Here is a 24,415-nt window from a genome sequence, read left to right as displayed (position 1 = left end):
AGTAACCAACGGAAGGCGCAGCCGCCTGCGGGGGCGCGGCTGTTTCACGTGAAACCACAGAACTCAGTGCCTCTCGTACCAGCGGCGAATCGCCAGGGCTAAGGGGGGTCTGGGGCACGGTCGTCGTCCTTTCGACCGGCGAAGCAGGGGGACGAGGCCAGCCCACCCCGGAGGACCGGCCTGCTATCGCGATCTCCCAGCGTAGGGGGAGCCGCGTCTCCGGCCAACCCAGGCCCGCTGTCACACCGCCTGATCCGGCGTCCGCCACCGGCTCACCTCTTCCGTCGCCTCCGCGTGTTCGTTCGCGGAGACCGTCCGGCGACGACGCGAACGAGGGTCGCGGGCGGCTCGACCTTACCGCGCCCCACCGTGACCAATTCGACGTGGCTCGCCCCGAATGCCTCCAGCTGGGGACGGGCCGCGTCGAGTTCCTCCTGCGCCCGCTCCCCCTTCATCGCGAGCAACTCCCCGCCCTCGTGCAGCAGCGGCATCGACCACGACAGCAGACGATCGAGCGGCGCGACCGCCCGCGCCGTGGCCACGTCGAAGATGCGCTTGCGGGCGAGCTCCTCGGCCCGCCCGCGCAGCACCTCCACGTTGTCGAGCTTGAGCGCCTCGACACACTCGGACAGAAAGACGGTGCGGCGCAGCAGCGGCTCCAGCAGGGTCACCGTCACATCGGGGCGGACGATCGCGAGCACGAGGCCAGGCAGGCCCGCACCCGAGCCGATGTCGACCAGAGAAGAGTCCGGCGGGATCGCCTCCTCCACGACCGCGCAGTTGAGCAGGTGCCTGTCCCAGATGCGGGGCACCTCACGCGGCCCCAGCAGTCCGCGTACCACGCCCGGCCCGGCGAGCAACTCGGCGAACACCCGGGCCCGCTCCAGCGCCTCGCCGGTGAAGATCTCCCGCGCCACCGGGGGCGCCTCGGGCAGCTCGTTGCTCTCCGTCATCACTCACTCATCCAGGAACGCTCTTGGCCAAGGGTAACCGTCCCTTCCCCTCGGCGACGGCCACCCGCACATCCGGTGATGCCGACGTGCGGTTCCGGCCGAAGAGGCAGGGCGAGAAGGGGACGTACAGGACGGAAAAGCCGCCGGTCCCGGATATCGGGACCGGCGGCTTCCGCGCGTCGGAACTCTGATCGGAACTGTGAGAAGCGGTCAGGCGGGCAGGACCACCACGAAGCGGCGGGGCTCCTCGCCCTCCGACTCGCTACGCAGGCCGGCCGCCGCGACCGCGTCGTGCACGATCTTCCGCTCGAACGGCGTCATCGGCTTGAGCGGCTTCGGCTCGCCGGTGCGCTTGACGTCATCGGCCGCCGCGGCGCCCACCTTGGTGAGCTCGGCGCGGCGCCGCTCCCGATAACCGCCCACGTCGAGCATGAGCCGTGAACGCTCCCCCGTCTGGCGGTGCACGGCCAGCCGCGTCAGCTCCTGCAGCGCCTCCAGCACCTCGCCGCCGGGGCCCACGAGCTCGTCGCCCTTGATGCCGACGATCGAGACCACGGCACGGTCTCCCTCGACATCCATGTCGATGTCGCCGTCCAGGTCGGCGATGTCGAGCAGGCCCTCCAGATAGTCCGCCGCGATCTCGCCCTCCTGTTCAAGGGCGTCGATGTCGGGAGCAGGCTTGAGGGTCTCCCCAGCTTCGGTCACGTCCGGACTCTCCTTCTCCTACGACTTCTTGCTGCCGGTGCGCTTGCTGCGAGGCTGGCGCGCCGGCTGCTGACGGACGATCTTGGGGGCGGGCGCCGGCTCAGGCTGCGCCGCCGCCTTGGGCTTCCCCACCAGTTTGGTGAAGATGCCGTTCGTCGGCTCGGGGGTGGTGACGTTCCCCTTCTCGTCCACGACCGGCATGGGGTGGCGGCTGTAGAACCAGTGCTGCTGGCCGAGAGTCCACAGGTTGGTGGTCACCCAGTAGAGGATCAGACCGAGCTGGAAGTTCAGGCTGAAGACGGCGAACAGCGGCGAGATGTACATGAGGATCTTCTGCTGCTGCGCCATGGGGTTGTCCGGCATCTGCGCCATCGAGCGCTTCACGCTCTGCCGGACGGTGAGGAACGTGGTGCACGAGCTGATGGCCACGAAGCAGGCGAGCACGATCTTCGTCATCACCGGCTGGGCGCCGAGACTCTGAATGACTTCGGAGCTGTCGAAGAACTTCGCCGCCAGTGGCGCGCCGATGACGTGCGCGGCGCGAGCACTGTCCACGAGCGCCTTGTCCATGCCGAACGCGACCCGGTCCTCGGCGATGGCCCGCAGCACGGTGAACATCGAGATGAAGATCGGGAACTGCGCGACGATCGGGAGGCAGCCCCCGAGCGGGTTGGCGCCGCCCTCCTGATACAGCCGCATGACCTCCTGGTTCATGCGCTGCTTGTCGTTCTTGTACTTCTTGCGCAGCTCCTGGACCTTGGGCGCCAGTTCCTGCATCTTCCGCGACGAGCGCATCTGCTTCATGAAGAGCGGGAAGATCAGCAGACGCATCAGCACGGTCAGCGTGATGATGGTCAGCGCCCAGTTGAGACCGCTGCTTGAGGGGATGAAAGTGCTGTACCCGGCGTGGATCCAGGTGATCACCTGCGCCACGGCCGTGTACAGCCAATTCAGGAATGGCAGCTCCACCGAGCTAGCTCCCTTGCGTTTCGTCGTGAGACCGGACTCGGCGTGGGGGCACCGGGTCGAAACCTCCAGGATGGAACGGATGACACCGTCCGATACGCCTGACGGTCAGCCATACCCCGCGCGCCGCTCCATGAACGGCGACGGCTTCCAGGCCGTAGGCGCTGCAGGACGGTTCGAACCGGCACCTCGGCCCCAGCATCGGGCTGATGAAGGCGCGGTAGAACTTGATGAGCGCGAGCAGCACACGGGCGACCGGCCCCGCCTCGGGCCGGTCGGCTTCCCCGGGCACCATGGCCGGGGTCGGTTGCTGCGCTGTCATGACCGTCCATCCGTCGGGGTCCGGGACTCGGACCCACGCCGCCGGAGTAAACGACTCAGCGCGACGTCGAGTTCGGCGGCCAGGTGCTCGCTGCGCGCGGACGCGGCCGGTGGATTGGCGCGTACCACCAGAAGGCTACCTCTCGGCAGCAGCGGCAGGCGGCTCCGCACGAGGTGTCTCAACCTGCGCCGGACCTTGTTGCGCACCACGGCGCCACCGACCGCCTTGCTCACGACGAAGCCGACCAGCGGTGGCTCGTCGGCGTCGCGCAGGTTCAGGTGGGCGACCAGGGTGGGACGCCCGGCGCGCCGCCCACGGCGAATCGCGTCGGCGAACTCGTCACCCCGCCGCATGCGGGACGCGGACGGCAGCACCGGGCCTTCCTCGACGTACGGCCGCCCGCTCCGCTTGGCACGGGCGGGCGGCGTCTGATTGTCAGACGGTCAGTTCGGCGCGGCCCTTGCGGCGGCGCGCGGCCAGAATGGCGCGGCCGGCCCGGGTGCGCATGCGCAGCCGGAAGCCGTGGGTCTTCGCGCGGCGACGGTTGTTCGGCTGATAAGTACGCTTGCTCACGGGTGGGCTCCAGGCTTCCAGTACGTCCGCGGCGTTCCGCGGGCGCGGTACATTCCATGGTCACGGCTCGTCAGATGCGCGGGCATGCGAAATAGCCGTCGCGTGATTAGCCGACCGGGACACGTTACGGGCCCACCGTACGTCAGGTCAAACCGGCACCCGTGACGCCAAGCGAGTACGGCGAGCGACCATGGGCCGTTAGGCTGTGGACAACGCCTTGTACACAGATTGCGCACACAGCCACGGCCGGCCGATCGGCCCTTCCCCCCATCAGCGTGAATGTGCCAGGGGAGGATGCGCGGGCTGTGCACATCGTGTGGATCATATGTGGACGGCATTCGGACGAGAGCCGGTGCCGAGAGGCGCACCGACTGACACGACACGGATCGCGGCGGACGAGCGGGGCCGCGCAACGAGAGGAGGGGCCGAGCCATGGAAGGCGTCGATCTCAACGCTGTATGGGCTCGGGCGCTCAGGACCCTGCTCGACGAGGGAGTCTCCGGGCAGCAGCGCGCGTTTCTCCAGATGACGCAGCCCTCCGGCCTCATCAACGACACGATCCTCCTGGCGGCGCCCAACGACTTCGCCAAGGAGGTCATCGAGGTACGGCTGCGTCCGTTGATCGTGCACGCGTTGTCACAGGAACTCGGCCGGCCCGTGCGGATCGCCGTGATGGTCGATCCCGGTGCGGGCCTGCCCGCCGACCCCGCGGCCGCTCCACAGGCAGACCATCGTCCACAGGCCCCGTCCACAGATTATCCACAGGCCCATCCCCAGGCTCCGCGCTTCCCCTTAGGCGAGGACGGCCCGATCCGGCGCGACGCCGAGCCGCACGGACCGCACTATCCACAGGGCCGGCAGTATTCACAGCCCCCGCAGCACATGGCGCCGCAGCACATGTCGCCGCCGGACCGGACGCAGCGGCCCGGCGGCTACTCTCCCGAGCCGCCCGCGGCGCCCAAGCCCGAGCCGGCGTCCGGGCCGGTGCCGGGCCCCGTGCCCGGACCGGTGCCCGGCGCGGGGCAGAACCGCTGGGACGCCCGCAGCGGGCGCACCTCCGGTGAGCCCGCCCGGCTGAACGCCAAATACACCTTCGAGACGTTCGTCATCGGCGCCAGCAACCGCTTCGCGCACGCCGCCGCCGTCGCGGTCGCCGAGGCCCCCGCCAAGGCGTACAACCCGCTGTTCATCTACGGCGACTCGGGGCTGGGGAAGACCCACCTGCTGCACGCGATCGGCCACTACGCGCAGAGCCTGTACGACGGCGCCCGGGTGCGGTACGTGAGCTCCGAGGAGTTCACCAACGACTTCATCAACTCCATCCGCGACCACAAGGCCGACGGGTTCCGCTCCCGTTTCCGCGCCGTGGACATCCTGCTTGTGGACGACATCCAGTTCCTTGAGGGCAAGGAGCAGACGCAGGAGGAGTTCTTCCACACCTTCAACACCCTCCACAACGCGCAGAAGCAGATCGTCATCTCCAGCGACCGGGCGCCCAAGCAGCTCGTGACGCTGGAGGACCGGCTCCGCAACCGCTTCGAGTGGGGTCTGATCACCGACGTCCAGCCGCCCGAGCTGGAGACCCGCATCGCGATCCTGCGCAAGAAGGCGATCCAGGAGGGCCTGGCCGCGCCGCCCGACGTGCTGGAGTACATCGCCAGCCGCATCGCGACCAACATCCGCGAGCTGGAGGGCGCGCTGATCCGGGTCACCGCGTTCGCCAGCCTCAACCGGCAATCTGTGGACATCCAGCTCGCCGAGATCGTCCTCAAGGACCTCATCAGCGAGGACGCGAGCCCGGAGATCACCATCTCCCTCATCATGTCCACAACCGCCGAGTACTTCGGCGTCTCGCTCGACGACCTGTGTGGAAGCTCACGCTCGCGCGCCCTGGTGACCGCCCGTCAGATCGCCATGTACCTGGCCCGTGAGCTGACCGACCTGTCCCTGCCGAAGATCGGCCAGCAGTTCGGCGGGCGCGACCACACCACCGTGATGCACGCGGAGCGTAAGATCCGGTCGCTCATGGCGGAGCGGCGCTCGATGTACAACCAGGTCAACGAGCTGACGACACGGATCAAGCAGCGCGCGCGCAACGCTTAGTGCACAGCTGTGGATAACTCTGTGGATCAAACATGTCGCCGTTCGGCGGCGGCGTTTCGCGTTACCCCCACCCTCTCCGGCGCGTCGACACGCCGTTCCCGCTTGGGGACAACTTTGGGGAAAAGCTGGGGACTACTTGGGGAACACCCGTGGACGAGCTGGGGACGCCCTGTGCGTACTCTTTCCACACACCTCGGCTGTCCCTTTTACCCCGTGGACAACCGGTGGAAACATCGTGGATTACTCGTGGACAGAGGGCCCTCCGTCTGGGGAACAGGTGTGGGGACAGCGCGGCCGCCCACAGTCCACAGGGGGTCCGTCCACGTCTCCCCCACACCCGCAGTGGATGAATCAGCTCCCCTGAGCTGCGAAAATGCTCGACATCCACATATCCACACCGCTTAATAAGACGACTTGTATCTCTCTCTCAAGAACTCAAGAACCATAGAAGGGGTTCTGGAGGCACACAGGTGCGGGAGAGTGAACACTTGACGAAGCAGCGACACCCAGGAGGCTGATCCACGTGATGTTCCGGATCGATCGCGACGTGCTCGCCGAGGCCGTGGCGTGGACGGCACGGAGCCTTCCGGCCCGTCCCTCGGTGCCGGTGCTCGCCGGCATGCGGCTGGAGGTCACCGACGACCAGCGGTTGAAGCTCTCCGGCTTCGACTACGAGGTCTCCGCCGAGGTGACCCTCGAAGTGCAGACCGGGGAGCCGGGCGTGGTGCTCGTCTCCGGCAAGCTCCTCGCCGAGATCACCCGCGCGCTTCCCGCACAGCCGGTCGAACTGGTTGTGGACGGAGCCAAGGCCGTCGTCACCTGCGGCAGCGCCCGGTTCACACTGCTCACCATGCCTGTGGAGGACTACCCCTCCCTGCCCGCCATGCCCCCCGCCGCCGGACGGGTCGGCAGCGACGTGTTCGCCTCCGCCGTCGGCCAGGTGGCCGTCGCCGCGGGCAAGGACGACACCCTCCCGATGCTGACCGGTGTACGGATGGAGATCGAGGGCGACACCGTGACCCTCGCCGCCACGGACCGCTACCGCCTCGCCGTACGTGAGCTGAAGTGGCAGCCCGAGCAGTCCGGCTTCCAGGCCGTGGCGATGATCCCGGGCCGTACGCTGGCGGACACGGCCAAGGCGCTCGGCGGAACCGGCGCGGAGGTCGAGATCGCGCTGAGCTCGGCCGGCGGCACCGGTGAGGGAATGATCGGCTTTTCCAGCGCCGGACGGCGGACGACGACCCGGCTGCTTGACCCCGAGTTCCCCAAGTACCGCTCGCTGCTGCCCACCGAGTTCTCGGCGCGGGCGGACCTGTCCACAGCCTCGTTCGTCGAGGCCGTCAAGCGCGTCGCTCTGGTCGCCGAGCGCAACACCCCCGTACGGCTGGCCTTCCGTGGCGGAGAGGTCGTCCTGGAGGCGGGCAGCGGCGACGAGGCGCAGGCCGTGGAGGCGCTGCCGGTCGAGTTCGACGGCGACGAGATCAACATCGCCTTCAACCACCAGTTCCTGCTCGAGGGCCTGGGGGCGATCGACTCGGACGTCGCGCGGCTCCAGTTCACCACGCCGACCAAGCCCGCCATCCTCACCGGGGGCAAGCCTGTGGACAACGGCGGGAGCGAGGACTATCGCTACCTCATCATGCCCATCCGGTTGTCCAGCTGACCCGGATCTGACACCCCGGGCGTACGATCTCCTGCGGGCATGGACCCCCGATGCGTGGGTACGCGTGCCTCGGTGGACGACGCTGTGGACGACGCAGAGGTTTAGGGGTGGCTCAGATGCAGATCGGCATGATCGGGCTCGGCAAGATGGGCGGGAACATGGCCGAGCGGCTGCGGCGCGGCGGCCACGAGGTTGTGGGCTACGACCGCGATCCGTCCATCAGCGACGTCGGCAGCCTGAAGGACCTCGTCGAGAGGCTTCAGGCGCCGCGCGCGATCTGGGTCATGGTCCCCGCCGGGGCGCCGACGCAGAACACGATCGAGCAGCTGCGCGACCTGCTGTCGGAAGGTGACATCGTCATCGACGGCGGCAACTCCCACTATCTGGACGACCAGCGGCACGCGGCCGATCTCGGCGCCCGCGGCATCGGCTTCGTCGACGTGGGCGTCAGCGGCGGCGTCTGGGGCCTGGAGTACGGCTACGCGCTGATGACCGGCGGCGACGAGGAGCACGTCCGCCGGCTCGGGCCGATCTTCGAGACGCTCAAGCCCGAGGGCGAGGACGGCTTCGTGCACGCCGGCAGCGTCGGCGCCGGTCACTTCGCGAAGATGGTCCACAACGGCATCGAGTACGGCATGATGCAGTCCCTCGCCGAGGGCTGGGAGCTGCTGGAGGCCAGCGACGTCGTCACCAACGTCCCCGAGACGTTCAAGAGCTGGCGGCACGGCACGGTCATCCAGTCGTGGCTGCTCGACCTGCTGGTGCGGGCGCTGCAGAAGGACCCCGACCTCACCGAGCTCAAGGGCTACGCGGAGGACTCCGGCGAGGGCCGCTGGACGGTCCAGGCCGCCGTCGACCACGCCGTGCCCCTGCCGGCCATCACGGCCGCGCTGTACGCCCGCTTCGCCTCACGCCAGGCCGACTCCCCGGCGATGAAGATGGTCGCGGCGCTGCGCAACCAGTTCGGCGGGCACGCGGTCGCCTCCGTCGAGGGCCAGACGGGCAAGGGCGCCGACGCCCCCGGCGCCGACGTCACCCCGCCGGTGGAGGCCGACCGCTGACCCTCACCCCCTCTCACCGTGATCGCGGTGGGGTTGGCGGGGGGAGGCGTTAGCCTTGCGGGCGTGCACGTGGCGAGCCTGTCCCTCACCGACTTCCGGTCGTACCCGGAGGTCGACCTCGTGCTCGAACCGGGGGCGACGGCCTTCGTGGGGCCCAACGGGCAGGGCAAGACCAACCTGGTCGAGGCGCTGGGTTACCTCGCGACCCATTCGAGCCACCGCGTGGCCACCGACGCGCCGCTCGTACGGCACGGCGCGCAGCGGGCGATCGTGCGTGCGGCGGTGGTCAGGGACGACCGCCGCGCACTGATCGAGGTGGAGATCAACCCCGGCCGGGCCAACCGCGCCAGGGTGAACCGATCCCCCGTCCCCCGGGCTCGCGACGCTCTCGGCCTGCTGCGGACCGTGCTGTTCGCCCCGGAGGACCTCGCGCTGGTGAAGGGCGACCCCTCCGAGCGCCGCCGTTTCCTCGACGACCTGCTCGTCGCCCGCGTTCCCAGGTTCGCGGGGGTGCGCGCCGACTACGACCGCGTGCTCAAGCAGCGCAACGCCCTTTTGCGTACGGCCGCGGCGACGCGGGCGGGACGGCGGCGCGGCGGACGCAGGCAGGAGGACGACGCGGCCTTCGCCGCCGCCGGCGCGGGAGACGTCCTCAGCACACTCGAGGTCTGGGACTCCCACCTGGTGCACCACGGTGCGGAACTGCTGGCGGCGCGGCTGCGCCTGGTGGACGCGCTGCGGCCGCTCGCGGCGAAGGCGTACGCCACTCTCGCTCCGTCGTCGGGACTCGCCGATCTCGAGTACCGGCCGTCGGGGTTATCCACAGATATCCCCACCCTGGGGACAAACCGGGAACTGTTGGCCGAGCACCTGCGGGCCGGCCTGGCGGAGGCGCGCCAGGCGGAGCTCGAACGCGGGGTGACCCTCGTCGGCCCGCACCGCGACGACCTGCTGTTGCGGCTGGGCGAGCTGCCGGCCCGGGGCTACGCGAGCCACGGTGAGTCGTGGTCGTTCGCGCTCGCGCTGCGGCTGGCCGCCTACGACCTGCTGCGAGCCGACGGCGGCGACCCGGTGCTGATCCTGGACGACGTCTTCGCCGAGCTGGACGGTCAGCGGCGCAGGCGGCTCACCGAGATCGTCGCTCCGGCCGAGCAGGTGCTGATCACGGCGGCGGTGCCGGACGACGTGCCGCCCGAGCTGGCCGGCGCCCGCTTCGACGTCACGGAGGGGAGCGTGACCCGTGTCCGATGAGATGTCCACAGCCGGTGGACAGTCGCCGCAGGGCGCGGCCGCCAAGGGGGCCGCGCTCGCGCGGGAGAAGTTGGCCCAGGCGAAGGCCGACGCGCTGCGGCGGGGGCAGCTCCCGCGCTCCGAGCCGCGCCGGCGCTCCGGTGCGGGCGCCTCACGGCGGGACGCCGGCGACCCGCTGCCGTTCGGCCGGGCGATCCGCGACCTGCTCGCCGCCCGGGGGTGGGAACAGCCGATCGCCGTGGGCGGGGTGTTCGGCCGCTGGGCGGAGATCGTCGGCCCCGAGCTGGCCGCCCACACCAGGCCGGAGAGCTTCGAGGACGGTGAGGTGCTGGTCGCCGCCGACTCCACCGCCTGGGCGACCCAGGTGCGGCTGCTCGCGTCCACGCTGGTCAGGCGGCTTAACGAGGAGCTCGGCGACGGCACCGTGACCCGGGTCAAGGTGCACGGCCCCGGCACGGGTCAGCGCCCGGAGGGCGGTCTGCGCGTACGCGGTAGTCGCGGCCCCGGCGACACGTACGGCTGAGCGCGCCGGCCGGGCGCACACGGGGAGGCCGGCGCACCCCTTCTGACCTGGTATCGGGCTCAGGAGACCCGGGTCGGAGCCCTTCGGCACGTCGAATCGGCCCCGGACGCGCCGAGCCGACCCGCGCAGAGCCCGAACCGGCCCAAAATCGCGCCTGAGGCCCCGACCCCCGCTCCATGGTGGGGGGTGCTCAGAAACATGATCGTCAAGCGACAGGGCATCACAGCCCCGTGAGTGCCACCTGATGTCCGCCGGACCGGTAGAATGAAGGCGGACTCAAGGACACGTCCGGTTTGCGTCACCCCGGCCTCACGGGCCGATTCCCCTGGGTGCCGCATCGGGGCACTCACGACGGTGACGGGCACGGCAGGGGCAGCCAATCCACGGTGTCGCCCGCCGCGTGTCCGCGGCAGGAGGATTTCGCACTTGTCCTACGACGCTAGCTCTATCACCGTTCTCGAAGGGCTGGAAGCGGTCCGTAAGCGGCCTGGCATGTACATCGGTTCCACCGGTGAGCGCGGGCTGCACCACCTGGTCTACGAGATCGTCGACAACGCGGTCGACGAGGCGCTGGCCGGTTACAACGACCTGATCGAGGTCACCCTGCTCGCCGACGGCGGCGTGCGCGTGATGGACCATGGCCGCGGCATCCCCGTGGGCATCGTCGCCGCGGAGGGCAGGCCCGCCGTCGAGGTCGTCTTCACCGTGCTGCACGCCGGCGGCAAGTTCGACAGCAAGTCGTACGCCGTCTCGGGCGGTCTGCACGGCGTGGGCGCCTCGGTCGTCAACGCGCTGTCGACCCGCCTGGAGGTCGAGGTCCGCACCGACGGCCACGTGTGGCGGCAGAAGTACGTGACGGCCAAGCCCACGGCGCCGCTCGAGAAGGGCGAGCCGACCGACGAGCACGGCACGACCATCAGCTTCTGGCCGGACCCGGAGATCTTCGAGACGACCGCCTGGAACTTCGAGACGCTCGCGCGCCGGTTCCAGGAGATGGCCTTCCTCAACAAGGGCCTCAAGATCACGCTGACCGACGAGCGGCCCGATCACATCATCGAGGGCGAATCCAAGGTCGTCACGTACCACTACGAGGGCGGCCTGTCCGACTTCGTCACCCATTTGAACTCGAAGAAGGACCCGATCCACAACTCGGTGATCGACTTCGAGGAGCACGGCGACGGCATCTCGGTCGAGATCGCCATGCAGTGGAACGCCTCCTACTCCGAGTCGGTCTACACGTTCGCCAACACGATCAACACGGCCGAGGGCGGCACCCACGAGGAGGGCTTCCGCGCGGCGCTGACGACCATCGTCAACCGGTACGCGCGCGAGCAGAAGTTCCTCAAGGAGGGCAAGGACGACAACCTCAGCGGCGACGACGTCCGCGAGGGCCTCGCCGCGATCATCTCGGTGAAGCTGGCCGACCCGCAGTTCGAGGGCCAGACCAAGACCAAGCTGGGCAACACCGAGGCGAAGTCGTTCGTCCAGAAGGCCTGTAACGACCACCTGCGCGATTGGTTCGAGCGCAACCCGGGCGAGGCCAAGGAGATCATCAACAAGTCGCTGCAGGCTTCCCGGGCCCGCATCGCGGCTCGCCAGGCGCGCGACCTCACCCGCCGCAAGTCGCTGCTGGAGAGCGGCAGCGGCCTGCCGGGCAAGCTGGCCGACTGCCAGTGGTCGGAGCCGGAGAAGTGCGAGCTGTTCATCGTCGAGGGCGACTCGGCCGGCGGCTCGGCCAAGGGCGGGCGCGACCCGAAGTTCCAGGCGATCCTCCCGCTCCGCGGCAAGATCCTGAACGTCGAGAAGGCGCGGATCGACAAGGTCCTCAAGAACAACGAGGTCCAGGCGCTCATCACGGCCCTCGGCACCGGTGTGCACGACGAGTTCGACATCTCCAAGCTGCGCTATCACAAGCTGATCCTGATGGCGGACGCCGACGTCGACGGCCAGCACATCACCACGCTGCTGCTGACGCTGCTGTTCCGCTTCATGCGGCCGCTGATCGAGGCCGGGCATGTCTACCTGTCCCAGCCGCCGCTGTACAAGATCAAGTGGGACCGCAAGGGCGAGGACGCCTCGTACGCGTACTCCGACCGGGAGCGCGACGCCATCATCGAGGAGGGCGTCGGCCGCGGCCGGCGCGACCCCCGGCTCCACGACGGCGTGCAGCGGTTCAAGGGTCTGGGCGAGATGAACGCCTCCCAGCTGTGGGACACCACGATGAACCCCGACACCCGGGTGCTGCGCCAGGTGACCCTCGACGACGCCGCCCAGGCCGACGACCTGTTCAGCGTGCTGATGGGCGAGGACGTCGAGGCCCGCAGGAACTTCATCATCACCAACGCCCGCGACGTCCGGTTCCTCGACGTCTGAGCAGCGCGGTCAACCAGAAGGACTTTTCGTGACGGAAGTGAACACGCCGCCTGGGCCCCCCGCCGATCGCATCGAGCCGGTCGACATCCAGGCCGAGATGCAGCGCAGCTACATGGACTACGCGATGTCCGTCATCGTGTCCCGCGCGCTGCCCGACGTCCGCGACGGCCTCAAGCCCGTGCATCGTCGCGTGCTGTACGCGATGTTCGACGGCGGCTACCGGCCCGACCGCGGCTACTTCAAGTGCTCCCGCGTCGTCGGTGACGTCATGGGCTCATACCACCCCCATGGCGACACCTCGATCTACGACACGGTTGTACGGCTCGCGCAGCCGTGGTCGCTGCGCTATCCGCTCGTCGACGGCCAGGGCAACTTCGGCTCTCCGGGCAACGACCCGGCGGCCGCGATGCGGTACACCGAGTGCCGCCTCGCGCCGATCGCCATGGAGATGCTCCGGGACATCGACAAGGAGACCGTCGACTTCCAGCCCAACTACGACGGGCGGTCGCAGGAGCCGGTCGTCCTCCCATCGCGGTTCCCGAACCTGCTGGTCAACGGGTCCGCCGGCATCGCGGTCGGGATGGCGACGAACATCCCGCCGCACAACCTGCGGGAGATCGGCGAAGGCGTCAAGTGGGCGCTCGACAACCCCGAGGCGAGCGACGAGGAGCTGCTCGACGGGCTGCTCGCGCGCGTGAAGGGCCCCGACTTCCCGACCGGCGCGCTGATCGTCGGCCGTCGCGGCATCGAGGACGCCTACCGCACCGGCCGTGGCTCGATCATCATGCGCGCCGTCGTCGAGGTCGAGGAGGACCCCAAGGGACGGCAGTGCCTGGTCGTCACGGCCCTGCCGTACCAGGTGAACCCGGACAACCTCGCGCTCACGATCGCCGAGCTGGTCAGGGACGGCAAGATCACCGGCATCGCGGACGTCCGGGACGAGACGTCGTCGCGCACCGGCCAGCGGCTCGTGATCGTGCTCAAGCGCGACGCGGTCGCCAAGGTCGTGCTGAACAACCTCTACAAGCACACCCAGCTCCAGACCACGTTCGGCGCGAACATGATCGCGCTGGTGGACGGCGTGCCGCGGACGCTGCGGCTCGACCAGTTCGTCCGGCACTACGTCACGCACCAGATCGAGGTCGTCGTCCGGCGGACCCGGTTCCTGCTGCGCAAGGCGGAGGAGCGGGCGCACATCCTGCGCGGCCTGCTCAAGGCGCTCGACCGGCTCGACGACGTCATCGCCCTGATCAGGCGGTCGCCGTCGGCGGCGGAGGCGCAGGGCGGCCTGATGACGCTGCTGGACATCGACCAGGTCCAGGCGCAGGCCATTCTGGACATGCAGCTGCGCAAGCTGGCCGCGCTGGAACGGCAGCAGATCCAGGACGAGTACGACGGCCTGATGGCGCAGATCGCCGACTACCAGGACATCCTGTCCTCCGAGCCCCGGCAGCGCCGGCTCGTGTCGGACGAGCTCGGGGAGATCGTCGCCAAGTACGGCGACGAGCGGAAGACCGAGATCATCGCGTACGAGGGCGACATGTCCATCGAGGACCTGATCGCCGAGGAGGACGTGGTCGTCACGATCACGCGCGGTGGCTACGCCAAGCGGACGAGCACCGACCTCTACCGGGCGCAGCGGCGCGGCGGCAAGGGGGTAAGGGGCGCGCAGCTCCGCCAGGACGACATCGTGGAGCACTTCTTCGTGACCACGACGCATCACTGGCTGCTGGCCTTCACCAACAAGGGGCGGGTCTACCGCTTCAAGGCGTACGAGCTGCCGGACTCGGGCCGGGACGCCCGCGGTCAGCACCTGGCCAACCTGCTCGCCATGCAGCCGGACGAGCACGTGATGGAGATCCTCGACCTGCGGGACTACAACGTGGCGCCGTATCTGGTGCTGGCGACCCGCAGCGGCCTGGTGAAGAAAACGCGGCTTTCCGAATACGATTCGCCGCGTTCCGGTGGCCTGATCGCGATCAATCTGCGCGAAGATGACGAGGTGATCGCCGCCCGTCTCGTCTCCGAGGGTGATGACCTGCTGCTCGTGTCCAAGAACGCGCAGTCGATCAGGTTCACCGCCTCGGACGACGCGCTGCGCCCGATGGGCCGCGCCACCAGCGGTGTGATCGGCATGAGGTTCGTGGACGGTGACGAGCTGCTCGCGATGAACGTCATGAGCGACGGCGATGACGTGTTGATCGCGACCGAGGGTGGGTATGCGAAGCGGACACCCGCCGACCAGTACCCGGTCCAGGGCCGGGGCGGCAAGGGCGTGCTGACGGCGAAGATCGTCAGTGCTCGTGGCAAGCTGGTCGGAGCCGTCATGGTGCGTCCCGAGGACGAGGTCTTCGCGATCACCTCTGCCGGCGGGGTGATCCGTACCAGCGCCGGCGAGATCAAGCAGTCGGGCCGCCAGACCATGGGCGTCCGCCTGATGAACCTGGCCGAGGGTGACAGCGTTGTGGCCCTCGCTCGCAACGCCGAGTCGTTGGAGACCGAGGAGAACGGGGCAGGAGGCGAGGCATGAGCGAGCGAATCGTCAGCCGCGAATGCGCACCAGGTGAGGGCGCGGCATGAGTGACACCGGTGGGCCGCGGACACCCGGCAGCAAGCAGAGACCCACGGGCGCCCGCCCCGCGTCGTCTTCGAACGGCGTTACCGCGCGGGCGCACGATGGCGGTAGCGTCGCCAAGGTGGCTTCCGAAGGAGATGACGTGACCGCCGCCGACAAGGCGAAGGCCGACGACACCATGCGCATCCGGACCTCGGCCGCCGACCAGCCTTGGAAGCGGCAGACGGCCGCGGACGGCGCGTCCGACAACGGCAGATCCGACGGCGGCGGTGCGACCGCACAGTATCCCCGGCCCACCGGCCTCGGTACGTCCACACCCCCTGTGGACAACGGGCGCCCGTCTGTGGACAACGGCCGTCCCGCAGTGGACGGCGGTTCCGTGCGCGGACTCAGCTTCGGCCCGGCCGGAGACCGCCCAGAGTCGTCCAAGGATTCCAAGGACTCGAAGGGCGCCAAGGACAAGAAGTCCGGCCTGCGTCCGCCGCGCAAGGCCCACCTGGTCCTGCGCAGGATCGAGCCGTGGTCGGCGATGAAGTTCAGCTTCGTCGTGTCGCTGGTGTGCTTCGTCGTGCTCTTCGTGGCCGTCGCGGTGCTGTACGGCGTGCTGTCGGCGCTGGGCGTCTTCTCCTCGATCACCGACACCGTCACACAGCTCACCACGAGTGGCGGCGTCGGCGGCAAGGGAGTCGGCACCATCGACATCGGCAGCTGGTTCGAGCCGGTCCGCATCCTCGGGTACGCGGCCCTGCTCGGCGCGCTGAACGTCGTGCTCATCACCGCGCTGTCCACCCTCGGTGCCGTGATCTACAACATCTCCGCGGACCTCGTGGGCGGTGTCGAGGTCACCTTCAGCGAAGCCGAGTGAGGCCCGAGACAGCACGGCAGCACGGAACAGCAGGCGCAGCGGGCTCGGTACGGCAGGCCGCCCACACGAGCGGCCCGCCGTACGGATGCGTTTCCCTGGCACGACCACGGTCCCGGACACGGTAAGCTTTTCCTCGTTCGGAACGACGGATTCGCCACCGGAAACGGGATGCGGTAACGTTCGTTGCGCAGTGCGGGGCTATAGCTCAGTCGGTTAGAGCGCTTCCCTGATAAGGAAGAGGTCCCAGGTTCAAGTCCTGGTAGCCCCACCACGAAGTACCAACTCAGAGGCCAGTTCCCAAGATCCGGGACCTGGCCTCTTGATCGTTTGACCATCATCTGACCGTCGTGCCGTCCGTCACCAGCGGGCACCGACGCGTTCGAGTGAGTTTCTGGCGGCACCTTGATCAGACTAGAACTGCGTTGTAAGTAAAGGCCCGGACCTTTGAGCATCTGATGGAAGCGGCGATCGCCGAGGCCGCTGCCCGCGGGCAAGTGGACTTGAGCCTAATCAGCGTGGACTCCACCACCGCCCGTGCTCATCACCAGGCCGCCGGCATGGTCGTAGACCCCGAACTGCTCCAGGAGTTGGAGAAGATCGTCGAGGAGGAAAAGGGGGTTCACCGGCGGGCACCGCAGGTGACGTCGGCGACGGCCGACCCGACGAGGACGCAAACGGGACTCAGGCCGAACGCCGGCACCTGAGGCTGCGGCGTCGTGCACGGCTGAAAGCGGCCGCGCTCGGCCGCTCGCGCGGCGGCCTGAACAGCAAGATTCACCTGTCCGCTGACCGGTACTGCCGCCCGCTGTCGTTCGTCGTGACGCCCGGTCAGGCCTCCGACAATCCGCAGTTTCGGGCCGTCCTGGCCGGCATCAAGGTCCGGGTTCGCATCGGCCGCCCGCGTACCCGCCCTGATGCGGTGGCCGCCGATAAGGCGTATTCCTCCCGCGCGAACCGCGCCGGCGCCCGATCCGGACGGTGATTTCCGAGAAGGCCGACCAAGCGGCCAACCGCAAGAAACGCGGGTCACGCGGTGGCCGCCCGGTCAGCCATGACCGGGACCTGTACAAGGAACGCGACAAGCCGAGCGCTGCATCATTTGGATCAGGGAGTGGTGTGGTTTGGTCTTCCGCTTCGGCAAGACGCCCGAGAGCTATCTCACCGGCCTCTACTTACGAGGTGCCATCTTGGGGATCAGCCTGCCTCCTGAAGATCCGAACCCCGTACAGGCTCTAGGTCGGCTCCCGGTCGCGGGGCTGGTGGGCTCTGAACTCCTGGGCACGGACGGCGAGTTCCCGGAAGAACACCGGTGGTGGTGTGACCTGGCCTTCGTGCCCGATCGGGGAGGGTGCCAGCGGTATGAGCAGGTCGGTGTTGGGTGAGTGCAACCACAGGGCGGTCTGGTAGAGCTCGGGGATTTGCAGGAGCCGGAGATCGAACCCGGCCATTGCGAGCTGCGGCAGGGCTCGTGCGGCTCTGATCGCGGTCGCGGTGGCTCCGACGGATGAGCTTCTGTAGAACGTTGGCGGGAAGGTTCGGTCCGGCGTTTCGGCGACTTCGGCGCCGGCGAGCACATTGCCGCCGGACTCCAGCAGGAATCGCCAGCCCACCGGCTGCGCCACTTCCAGGCCGCCGCTGGCCTCGATGTCTTTGACGAGCAGGGCGAACACCCGGTGGGGGGTGGACACCTCCACGTCATCCGGGGAGACCTCGCCCAGCAGTTTCGGGCCCTCTCCGCCGGCTCTGGCGATTAGGCCGAGCTGGGAGCGTGTTTCCTCCCGAATCCGTCCCGGCGGTTCAGGCATGTTCAACGGCATCGCATGCTCCCTGAGGCTAGTTTCGCCGAGTCTTGAAGGTCCTGTTCCAGGTGCCGTTCGGGCCGCCCGGGTAGCCGCCGAAGAGCGTCTCCCACGCGACCCACATGATGGGATCGTTCTCCTGGCCCGCGTATGTCCCGTGAGTGCCCTGCCACGGGTCATGCACCCAGACGTGCACCAGTTCACCGGTCTCCGGGCGGTAGCTGTACCCCCAGATGTTGACGATGTGGCCGGAGAGGTTGCCACCCCAGCCGATGTTCATCATGATCGGGCGTCCGGCGTCTATCTCCGCCTTGACCTCGTTCTTCGTCAACGCCGGGAACCTTCTGACCTGCACCCACCCGGGTGCCTCCACCCAGTCGACGTAATTCCTGGCATCTTCGGGGGCCGGGACGTAGACCCCGGCTTGCTGTAGCGGCCCGGCATCCGGCCACCAGCCCTGGTTGCAGTCCCCGCGTAACGCGCCATCCGGGCAGCACTGGAACGGTTGTTGGGCGGCGAGCCGGGAGTCTTTCCTGTTGAGGACCGCGGTGGCGAACCCGCACTGGGTCCATGCTGCCGCGTTGGCGTAGAAGTTCGCGATGCTGACCGTTGTCGCGTTCCAACACCAGTATGTCTTTTCCTGGTATTGACGCCAGCTCCAGTATGTTGAGCCGAGACTCTTAATCATCACGCTTTCGTCTGGTTGTGACACGCGGCGTCATCCCTTCGCTATGCCGGTTACGTCGTCGCCGTATTCCCGTGGCAACCCCATTGATGCGCCTCCTGGCCGGGGCCCGGGAGGGCCCACGCCAGTGATGTTAAGAGAGCCACAACTGCGCTCACAATAAGCACAACCTGTCAGGTTGTACCGAAACAAACAGAGTGGGGCTCACATTTCAATTGGGGGCCGCTCATTACGTCTCTGCTTTCCGCTCCGGCCGCGACCAGCCGCGCCCCGCACGGACGTGCCTCCTCAGCGCGAACCGTGAGGTCCGGGTCGAAAGCGCCCACGCCTCGGCCTTCGGGGGATCGCATCGCTCTGCGACTTCCCGTCCCTCTGCCTCGAAAGAGGACTGGCGTAAACATCTCCGTCCCGTGGCCTAATCCGGCCACTGGCGCAGCATCTGTGACAGCTTTGGCCAGGCGATAGTACCGAGATTAGGGCCTGACGGATTTCGCATCTTCAAGCGGGCCGGAGGCTACGGATCCACACAATGGCACGACGTAAGTGAAGGCCGGCGAGATAGCTCTTGGAAATTTTGTCGAAGCGAAAGGCCAGGCCACGCCACTTCTTCATCCGATTGATGCAGCGCTCAGCCGTGTCGCGTTCCTTGTACAGGTCCCGATTGTGGCCGGCCGGGCGGACCACGGCCCGTACTCCGCGGGCAGGTCCCGCCATGGAATGCCCGCAGGGAAGCGCCACTCACCCCGTTGACTGCCGCCGCAGGTCCGGGATCGGTCCCTGCTCGCCCAACGGCAGGTGGGGCTCAATCAAGGACCGAGATCGTCGCTGACCTCGCCACCTGCTATCCGAGAGGCATGGAATCGCTGTTAGAAGGAAGCGGGAAGCATCCGGGTAGCGGTTGTCGACGACGCGTGAAAACTGGATCAGGCACACTTTCCGTGATCGGACCCGGCTGAGCTGATCACGGTTCAGACGTTCCAGTCAGTAGGTCACCTCCCGGCGGCGACGATCTGCGGCGTTGATCAGTGAGATGGTCGCGGCTCGACGCCGCCGCCGTTACGGAACCTCCGCTCGTGCAGTCGCTCAGGTTGCAAGGTTCGCGTGCGGTGGCCGAAGTGACGGGGTGACCGGCGCACCAGACGGCGCGGATGTCGCGGGTGGCCATGATGTCCCGGGTCGGGTCGCCGTCGACCAGCAGGTCGGCCCGCATGCCCGGCCGGACGGCGCCCCGGTCGACCAGGCCAAAGGCGCGGGCGTGCTATCCCTCATAAGGAGAGCGGCGGCCCTTCCGCCTACGATCGCCAGTCTCACCACGGCCTGTCCGCAGAGTGGGAACGCGAACTCATCGACGCCTGGGGACAGCGGTAGCCCAGCCAGAAGGCCACTGAAGGTCGTGTTCCTGGTGACGGTTCTTGTGGTCGCCCGTTACCCGCTGCTACCTGGCCGACTGAGGCCCTGTTATCTCTCGAGGGTGACGGGAACAGGCATTCCCCCCACGGCCTCCAATACCGCCCGCCCGCCCAGAGGGCGGTTGAGCCGTAAAGTCACCTGCCTGGAGTATCCCCCGGCCGTGCACAACCTTCCGTACTCATGCGGATGCCCCTCCACCACGATCAGGACCGCGTGTTCGGATTCGACCGCTCGCCCGGTGTAGTCGACGCCACAAGGACCGGTGGTGCTTCCGCCGATGAACTCGGCGGTGACTGTCCATCCATCTCGGTGAATGGTGGCTTTCCGCACAGCGGGCACGCCAAGAACGGGGCTGTATGGGTCTCGCGGAAGAGGTGTCAGCGTCGCCTGGGCACCGGCTTTGGTGAAGGCATGCTCGTAGCGCTCAAGAGCCAGCTGTACATGCCGTTCGAGCTGACGGTCGCTGTCGGTCGCGGTCCACCACAGCAGCGCCACCAGGCCGAGCCCGGCAGCGGAGACGATGATGACGGCCCAGTGCTTACGCGTCACTCTCTTTACACGTTCTCCGCGCGGTCCCGGTTCACACGCCGGCGAAGACGGGCGTCGCGGAATCGGAGATACTCACACGCAAGCCAAGAGGGGCGCGGCGAGCTCGATTGGCCATCCGCGCCCCTCTTGGCGTGTGTACACCGGCTAGCGGCGCCTCCGCTCACCGCTCCTTGCGATCAGCACGTCGAGCACACCCAGACGTTCCACTTGCTGCCCATTCCACCGGCGTCATTGATCCGATCCGCCGCCACGAACAGGGAACGGGTATCGCAGATCGTGCAGTCGGTGGTCGCGGAGGTTATGCCCCAAGCCCTGTTGCCGTAGTACAGCGGACCGCCGCTGTCTCCGAGGTCGGCTATGTCGTCCGTCTCGATGTTTCCGTACCAATGCTTCCCATCTTTAATGTCATTGGTGATGTCCACATTCGTGTCGACTATGTCGTCACAGGTCGCGCCGGTCGTTCTGCCGAACTTGCAAACAGGTTGCCCGATCACTGGGGACGTTCCCACATCATGGGCGTATCTAGGCGAATTCTGATCGTAATAGAACGTGCGAGTATACGTCAGATTGCCGCCGGTGTATCGGGCGAGGTCGAAGTCGACGGCTCGGAAAGCGCGACCCACCGTCGTAGTAGCCGTGTCGTAACTGGAATGATTTTGGTATTGGTAATATTGTGCATGGTCGCCGCAGTGACGTGCGGTAGCACTTCCCTTTTCATTCGTAGATGAGTTTATGATATTGAAGCCGTTTGTGCAGTAATATGGAACGGATGAGTTATTGAGTAGGCCGCCGCCGCGCAGATACCCGTCCAACTTGGTAAGGTGCAAGCCGTCATCGATTTTGATGTCGATTTCGATCTCTGGATTGCTTGGCTGGGCGGGCCGCATCGCCGAGGCGAGATTGTCACGGTTCGCGCCATCGAGGAGCGCCGCCTTCGGCTTCACCGTGAAAGTCACGCGCCCCGTTTCGGCATTGTATCTGCTGATGATAAGGGCGACGTCATCACGTTTGGCGATGCTCTCGCGCGCCGATTCGCGTGCCGCCTGCAGTTCCGTTTCAGAGAACCCTCGTCCGCTATACAGATTCACCTCAACGGGCAACGTCTTTGCAAGGCTGATGGCTTTGTCCGGCACATCCCCCTTGAAGCCCATTCGCACGGCGCGACCGCCGTCCACGATGGCCACATCCGCCAGCTGGTCAGGGAACTCCGCACGAAGCTGAGCGGCCACCGTATTGATCGCCGGACTCCAGGCGTACCGGTCGATAGCCTCTTCGAAGGAGATTCCCTTCGCCTTGGCGACGCCCTGAAGATCTATCAGTTCTGCATACGGAATGCCGTCGATGTCGATATCGGGATCCGGAACAGGGCCGTCGGGGAGCTTCCCCTCGACGTCGGGGTTCTTCTGTACCAAATTGACCGCGTAGTTCCTGATGGCTTGCTCTAAGGAGATGCCTTTTCCTTGCGAGGCGCGCTTGATCCCTTCGAGGGTCGGCCGCTCAAGCTTCGGCTGCTCCTGGGCGGATAGCGTGATTGCCAGGGTCCCCTTGGCCGCCGCCTCTGTCGGCTCGGGGCTTCCGGCTGCCGGGGGTGCAGGGGAAGCCAATACTGCCGTAGTCGGAGGTGTGGAGAGGATGGATGCGACGGCTGCGCTGAGAACGATTTTGAGGAGACGATTCAATCCGGTAATCCCCCTTGACAGATGATATGACGACTAGTTGGAGCCCCTTCTTGCCTATGATCCATGAGCTGGATCACTTATCAAGATCTTGACCGGGAAAAATAACAATGCTAGGGCCTGTGTGTAGTTCGAATCTTTGGGCAGGGCGGGGCCCTTGATACAGGAGATACCTGCGAGAATTGAGGTCGGCGAGATAGCTCTGCACGGTCTTGTCGAAGCCGAAAGCCGGGCAACACCACGCCACTCCTTCATTCCGTTGACGCAGCGTTTCGCCGTGTTGTGCTCGCGTTTCATCTCGGCGGAGGCCGAGACCGCGCGCTCGCCGAGCTCGCGACATTCCTGGCCACGGCCGGGACGGACGGAGCCGCCATCCTGCTCACGGGCGATCCGGGTCGCGCTCCTGGAGGGTGAGCATCTTCTGGCTGACGCCGTCAGCAGGCGGGCTAGAGCGGCGCATCGCCTGGTCCGCCGGCCGGCGCAGTCGGCGCCCGGCTGGGGGCGAGTAAGGCCTACTCGTCACGAGCGATCCGTAACCACAGGACCACGGCATCGTCAGACTCGGCGGCGGCCGCGACGGTGGCCCGATCATGATCCTGGCCGCCGAGACGCTACCCGGCATGCCCGCCGACGGCCGATGTGCCCGGCGCCGTCCACACTCATGGTCCGGTCAAGCACTCCGGCTCGCGTAGCTCAGGGAGCGGGGTCGGAGAGATCGGAACGAGGCCCGGCGTTGGCGACGTTCCCGCTGGTGGCGCCGCCAGAAGGCTCTGCAGTGCCGGACACCGAAAATCTATGTTCGCGACAGTAGACTTCTGTTGCCGATGAGGCTAGTGTTTCTCATATCGTAAGGAACGGTTCGGCCGGGCGGCGGAAGTACCAGCACCACGATGAACCGCCCGGAGCAAGACGAAGTTGAGTTGAGGCAGAAGGCCGGAAGTGACGGGCCCAGCGCAGTGTTCAGGGGCCATGATCACGGACGCGCTGCCGCAGTGAAGCCGGACAGTGGTCCGGAAGGTAGAGATGAAGGGAGTGTTGACGCCATCAGGATCGCCCGTTGCCGGCTGAGTCTCGCCGCTCGGGTACCGCAGTTCCACAGATAGGAAGGTGGTCTACGGTCACGCATCCGCGATCCCCGCACCACCGCCGCTCAGTACGGCGGACGCGGAAAACAGTAAGCCGGCCAGATGGCCGGTAGATGGTGTTGAACTCTTCGGGGCCCCGGCGCGACAGGTGCCGGGGCCCCCTGTATGTGTGATGGAAAGGAACGTATGGATCAACCTCGCTCGACTGCCGGGGATGCCACACTCGCTCACGGCAAGACTGCGGACACGGCCGGCTTCAGTGCTGGTTTCAGGGCTGAAGATCGGTTCGAGGATCGGTTCGACGATGAGGACTACCCCGCCTACAGCATGGGCGCGGCCGCGGAGATGCTCGGTGTCAGCCCCGCGTTCCTACGGGCTCTGGGCGCCGCGAAACTGATCGAGCCGATGCGCTCCAGCGGCGGCCATCGCCGCTTCTCCCGCTACCAACTGCGACTGGCCGCGCGCGCCCGGGAACTCGTCGATCAGGGCACTCCTGTGGAAGCCGCCTGCCGGATCATTGTCTTGGAAGACCAGCTCGCCGAGGCGCTGCGCATCAACAACGCGCGCGACCGCCCGGCCGGACACTAGCAGCGGCGGTGAAAAGACCCGGCAGCGTGAAGCCGACCGGGTCTTGGAACCGGCTGTGGTTGCATCTCCTGCCGCCGATTCTCGTGCAGCAGCGATGCGGTAGCCGGAAACGAATCAGGGCCCGCACCCGTGGAGGTGTGAGCCCTGATACGTGGCGCTATTTGTCAGGCGGGAACGATGTTCTCGGCCTGAGGGCCCTTCTGACCCTGGGTGACATCGAAGGCCACCCTCTGACCATCGCGCAGCTCGCGGTAGCCGCCCTGAGAGATGATGTTCGAGTAGTGTGCGAAGACGTCGGCGCCGCCGCCGTCCTGCTCGATGAAGCCGAAGCCCTTTTCCGCGTTGAACCACTTCACGGTGCCAGAAGCCATGTTGATCTCCTCTTGATAGGCGTAGCCGAAATCCGCACTGTCGCGAATTCCGCGTTGCCGCGATAGGCCCACACCCGGAGAAGACCGGAAAACAAAAAATGCACCCGAGGCTACATACCGTCAGGTGCACACAAGTTCATCATGGGTACCACAACTGCAACTGCTTCTAACCTAGCACACGTGAGGCGTGGTACCGCCCGATAAGGAAGAGGTCCCAGGTTCACGTCCTGGTAGCCCCGCCACGAAGTACCAGCTCAGAGGCCAGTTCCCAACATCCGGGATCTGACCTTCGGTCGTTTGCGGGCCGCAGCGTCCGCCC

22 protein-coding genes, 1 tRNA gene and 1 pseudogene are annotated in these 24,415 nt (G+C 67.1%); 12 read left to right on the top strand and 12 right to left on the bottom strand.

Annotation, left to right across the window (positions count from 1 at the left end; translation table 11 throughout):
- Window positions 1-272 precede the first annotated feature (272 nt).
- The 6 genes from rsmG to rpmH form a co-directional block, all read right to left on the bottom strand.
- The gene (gene rsmG, locus AB0O28_RS03950) at window positions 273-953 is read right to left on the bottom strand and encodes a 16S rRNA (guanine(527)-N(7))-methyltransferase RsmG (protein WP_363635971.1); all 681 of its coding nucleotides are present in this window, start codon (window positions 951-953) and stop codon (window positions 273-275) included.
- A gap of 210 nt (window positions 954-1,163) precedes the next feature.
- Window positions 1,164-1,658 (bottom strand): R3H domain-containing nucleic acid-binding protein, encoded by a 495-nt coding sequence (locus tag AB0O28_RS03945; protein ID WP_363635969.1) that lies wholly within the window; start codon window positions 1,656-1,658, stop codon window positions 1,164-1,166.
- 18 nt (window positions 1,659-1,676) lie between these two features.
- Window positions 1,677-2,627 (bottom strand): membrane protein insertase YidC, encoded by a 951-nt coding sequence (yidC, locus tag AB0O28_RS03940; RefSeq protein WP_363635967.1) that lies wholly within the window; start codon window positions 2,625-2,627, stop codon window positions 1,677-1,679.
- Window positions 2,628-2,631: 4 nt separating this feature from the next.
- On the bottom strand, window positions 2,632-2,919 hold the full coding sequence (gene yidD, locus AB0O28_RS03935) for a membrane protein insertion efficiency factor YidD (protein ID WP_363636174.1): 288 nt from the start codon (window positions 2,917-2,919) through the stop codon (window positions 2,632-2,634).
- 23 nt (window positions 2,920-2,942) lie between these two features.
- Complete coding sequence (gene rnpA / locus AB0O28_RS03930) at window positions 2,943-3,320, bottom strand: ribonuclease P protein component (RefSeq protein WP_363635965.1); 378 nt, start codon at window positions 3,318-3,320, stop codon at window positions 2,943-2,945.
- Between the two features lie 61 nt (window positions 3,321-3,381).
- Window positions 3,382-3,519 carry a 50S ribosomal protein L34 gene (gene rpmH, locus AB0O28_RS03925; protein ID WP_015772801.1) on the bottom strand — a complete coding sequence of 46 codons (138 nt, stop codon included), beginning with the start codon at window positions 3,517-3,519 and terminating at the stop codon, window positions 3,382-3,384.
- Window positions 3,520-3,951: 432 nt separating this feature from the next.
- Between rpmH and dnaA the strand changes: the two genes are divergently transcribed.
- From dnaA to AB0O28_RS03870, 11 genes are all read left to right on the top strand, one after another.
- The gene (gene dnaA / locus AB0O28_RS03920) at window positions 3,952-5,622 is read left to right on the top strand and encodes a chromosomal replication initiator protein DnaA (protein ID WP_363635963.1); all 1,671 of its coding nucleotides are present in this window, start codon (window positions 3,952-3,954) and stop codon (window positions 5,620-5,622) included.
- 523 nt (window positions 5,623-6,145) lie between these two features.
- A complete protein-coding gene (dnaN, locus tag AB0O28_RS03915; RefSeq protein WP_363635961.1) occupies window positions 6,146-7,285 on the top strand; it encodes a DNA polymerase III subunit beta in 1,140 nt (379 codons plus the stop codon).
- Between the two features lie 50 nt (window positions 7,286-7,335).
- Window positions 7,336-8,346 carry a phosphogluconate dehydrogenase (NAD(+)-dependent, decarboxylating) gene (gene gnd, locus AB0O28_RS03910; RefSeq protein ID WP_363635959.1) on the top strand — a complete coding sequence of 337 codons (1,011 nt, stop codon included), beginning with the start codon at window positions 7,336-7,338 and terminating at the stop codon, window positions 8,344-8,346.
- Window positions 8,347-8,409: 63 nt separating this feature from the next.
- Window positions 8,410-9,597, top strand: a complete 1,188-nt coding sequence (gene recF / locus AB0O28_RS03905; protein ID WP_363635957.1) for a DNA replication/repair protein RecF — start codon at window positions 8,410-8,412, stop codon at window positions 9,595-9,597.
- Complete coding sequence (locus tag AB0O28_RS03900) at window positions 9,587-10,120, top strand: DciA family protein (protein WP_363635955.1); 534 nt, start codon at window positions 9,587-9,589, stop codon at window positions 10,118-10,120. The genes recF and AB0O28_RS03900 overlap by 11 nt, the downstream gene beginning before the upstream one ends.
- 426 nt (window positions 10,121-10,546) lie before the next feature.
- Window positions 10,547-12,493 carry a DNA topoisomerase (ATP-hydrolyzing) subunit B gene (gene gyrB, locus AB0O28_RS03895; RefSeq protein WP_363635953.1) on the top strand — a complete coding sequence of 649 codons (1,947 nt, stop codon included), beginning with the start codon at window positions 10,547-10,549 and terminating at the stop codon, window positions 12,491-12,493.
- A 28-nt stretch (window positions 12,494-12,521) separates the two neighbouring features.
- Entirely contained in the window at window positions 12,522-15,023 is a 2,502-nt protein-coding gene (gene gyrA, locus AB0O28_RS03890) for a DNA gyrase subunit A (RefSeq protein ID WP_363635951.1), read from the top strand.
- 187 nt (window positions 15,024-15,210) lie between these two features.
- Window positions 15,211-15,933, top strand: a complete 723-nt coding sequence (locus AB0O28_RS03885) for a DUF3566 domain-containing protein (RefSeq protein WP_363635949.1) — start codon at window positions 15,211-15,213, stop codon at window positions 15,931-15,933.
- A 194-nt stretch (window positions 15,934-16,127) separates the two neighbouring features.
- A tRNA-Ile gene (locus AB0O28_RS03880) sits at window positions 16,128-16,204 on the top strand.
- A gap of 184 nt (window positions 16,205-16,388) precedes the next feature.
- Entirely contained in the window at window positions 16,389-16,637 is a 249-nt protein-coding gene (locus tag AB0O28_RS03875; RefSeq protein WP_363635947.1) for a hypothetical protein, read from the top strand.
- Window positions 16,634-16,915, top strand: coding sequence for a transposase (locus AB0O28_RS03870; RefSeq protein ID WP_363636172.1), 282 nt, complete (start codon window positions 16,634-16,636; stop codon window positions 16,913-16,915). Before AB0O28_RS03875 ends, AB0O28_RS03870 begins: the two co-directional genes overlap by 4 nt.
- Before the next feature lie 250 nt (window positions 16,916-17,165).
- Here the strand turns inward: AB0O28_RS03870 and AB0O28_RS03865 are convergent, their stop codons facing one another.
- From AB0O28_RS03865 to AB0O28_RS03845, 5 genes and pseudogenes are all read right to left on the bottom strand, one after another.
- Complete coding sequence (locus AB0O28_RS03865) at window positions 17,166-17,750, bottom strand: hypothetical protein (protein ID WP_363635945.1); 585 nt, start codon at window positions 17,748-17,750, stop codon at window positions 17,166-17,168.
- Between the two features lie 16 nt (window positions 17,751-17,766).
- Window positions 17,767-18,420, bottom strand: coding sequence for a C39 family peptidase (locus AB0O28_RS03860; protein WP_363635943.1), 654 nt, complete (start codon window positions 18,418-18,420; stop codon window positions 17,767-17,769).
- 495 nt (window positions 18,421-18,915) lie between these two features.
- Window positions 18,916-19,095 (bottom strand): annotated as a pseudogene (locus AB0O28_RS03855) (IS5/IS1182 family transposase); the annotation flags it as partial.
- 780 nt (window positions 19,096-19,875) lie between these two features.
- Window positions 19,876-20,376 (bottom strand): hypothetical protein, encoded by a 501-nt coding sequence (locus tag AB0O28_RS03850; protein WP_363635941.1) that lies wholly within the window; start codon window positions 20,374-20,376, stop codon window positions 19,876-19,878.
- 176 nt (window positions 20,377-20,552) lie between these two features.
- Window positions 20,553-22,055: a S1 family peptidase gene (locus AB0O28_RS03845; protein WP_363635939.1), complete on the bottom strand. Its 1,503-nt coding sequence runs from the start codon at window positions 22,053-22,055 to the stop codon at window positions 20,553-20,555.
- 1,268 nt (window positions 22,056-23,323) lie between these two features.
- Here AB0O28_RS03845 and AB0O28_RS03840 point away from each other — a divergent pair.
- Complete coding sequence (locus tag AB0O28_RS03840; RefSeq protein WP_363635937.1) at window positions 23,324-23,725, top strand: helix-turn-helix domain-containing protein; 402 nt, start codon at window positions 23,324-23,326, stop codon at window positions 23,723-23,725.
- Window positions 23,726-23,889: 164 nt separating this feature from the next.
- Here AB0O28_RS03840 and AB0O28_RS03835 read toward each other — a convergent pair whose 3' ends face one another.
- Window positions 23,890-24,096, bottom strand: coding sequence for a cold-shock protein (locus AB0O28_RS03835; protein WP_036324202.1), 207 nt, complete (start codon window positions 24,094-24,096; stop codon window positions 23,890-23,892).
- Between the last annotated feature and the right edge of the window lie 319 nt (window positions 24,097-24,415).

The sequence above is a fragment of the Microbispora sp. NPDC088329 genome (genome assembly GCF_040685655.1).
Lineage (GTDB): Bacteria > Actinomycetota > Actinomycetes > Streptosporangiales > Streptosporangiaceae > Microbispora.
Note: the sequence above shows the minus strand (reverse complement) of the source record. Positions and strands in the feature narration are given on the sequence as shown.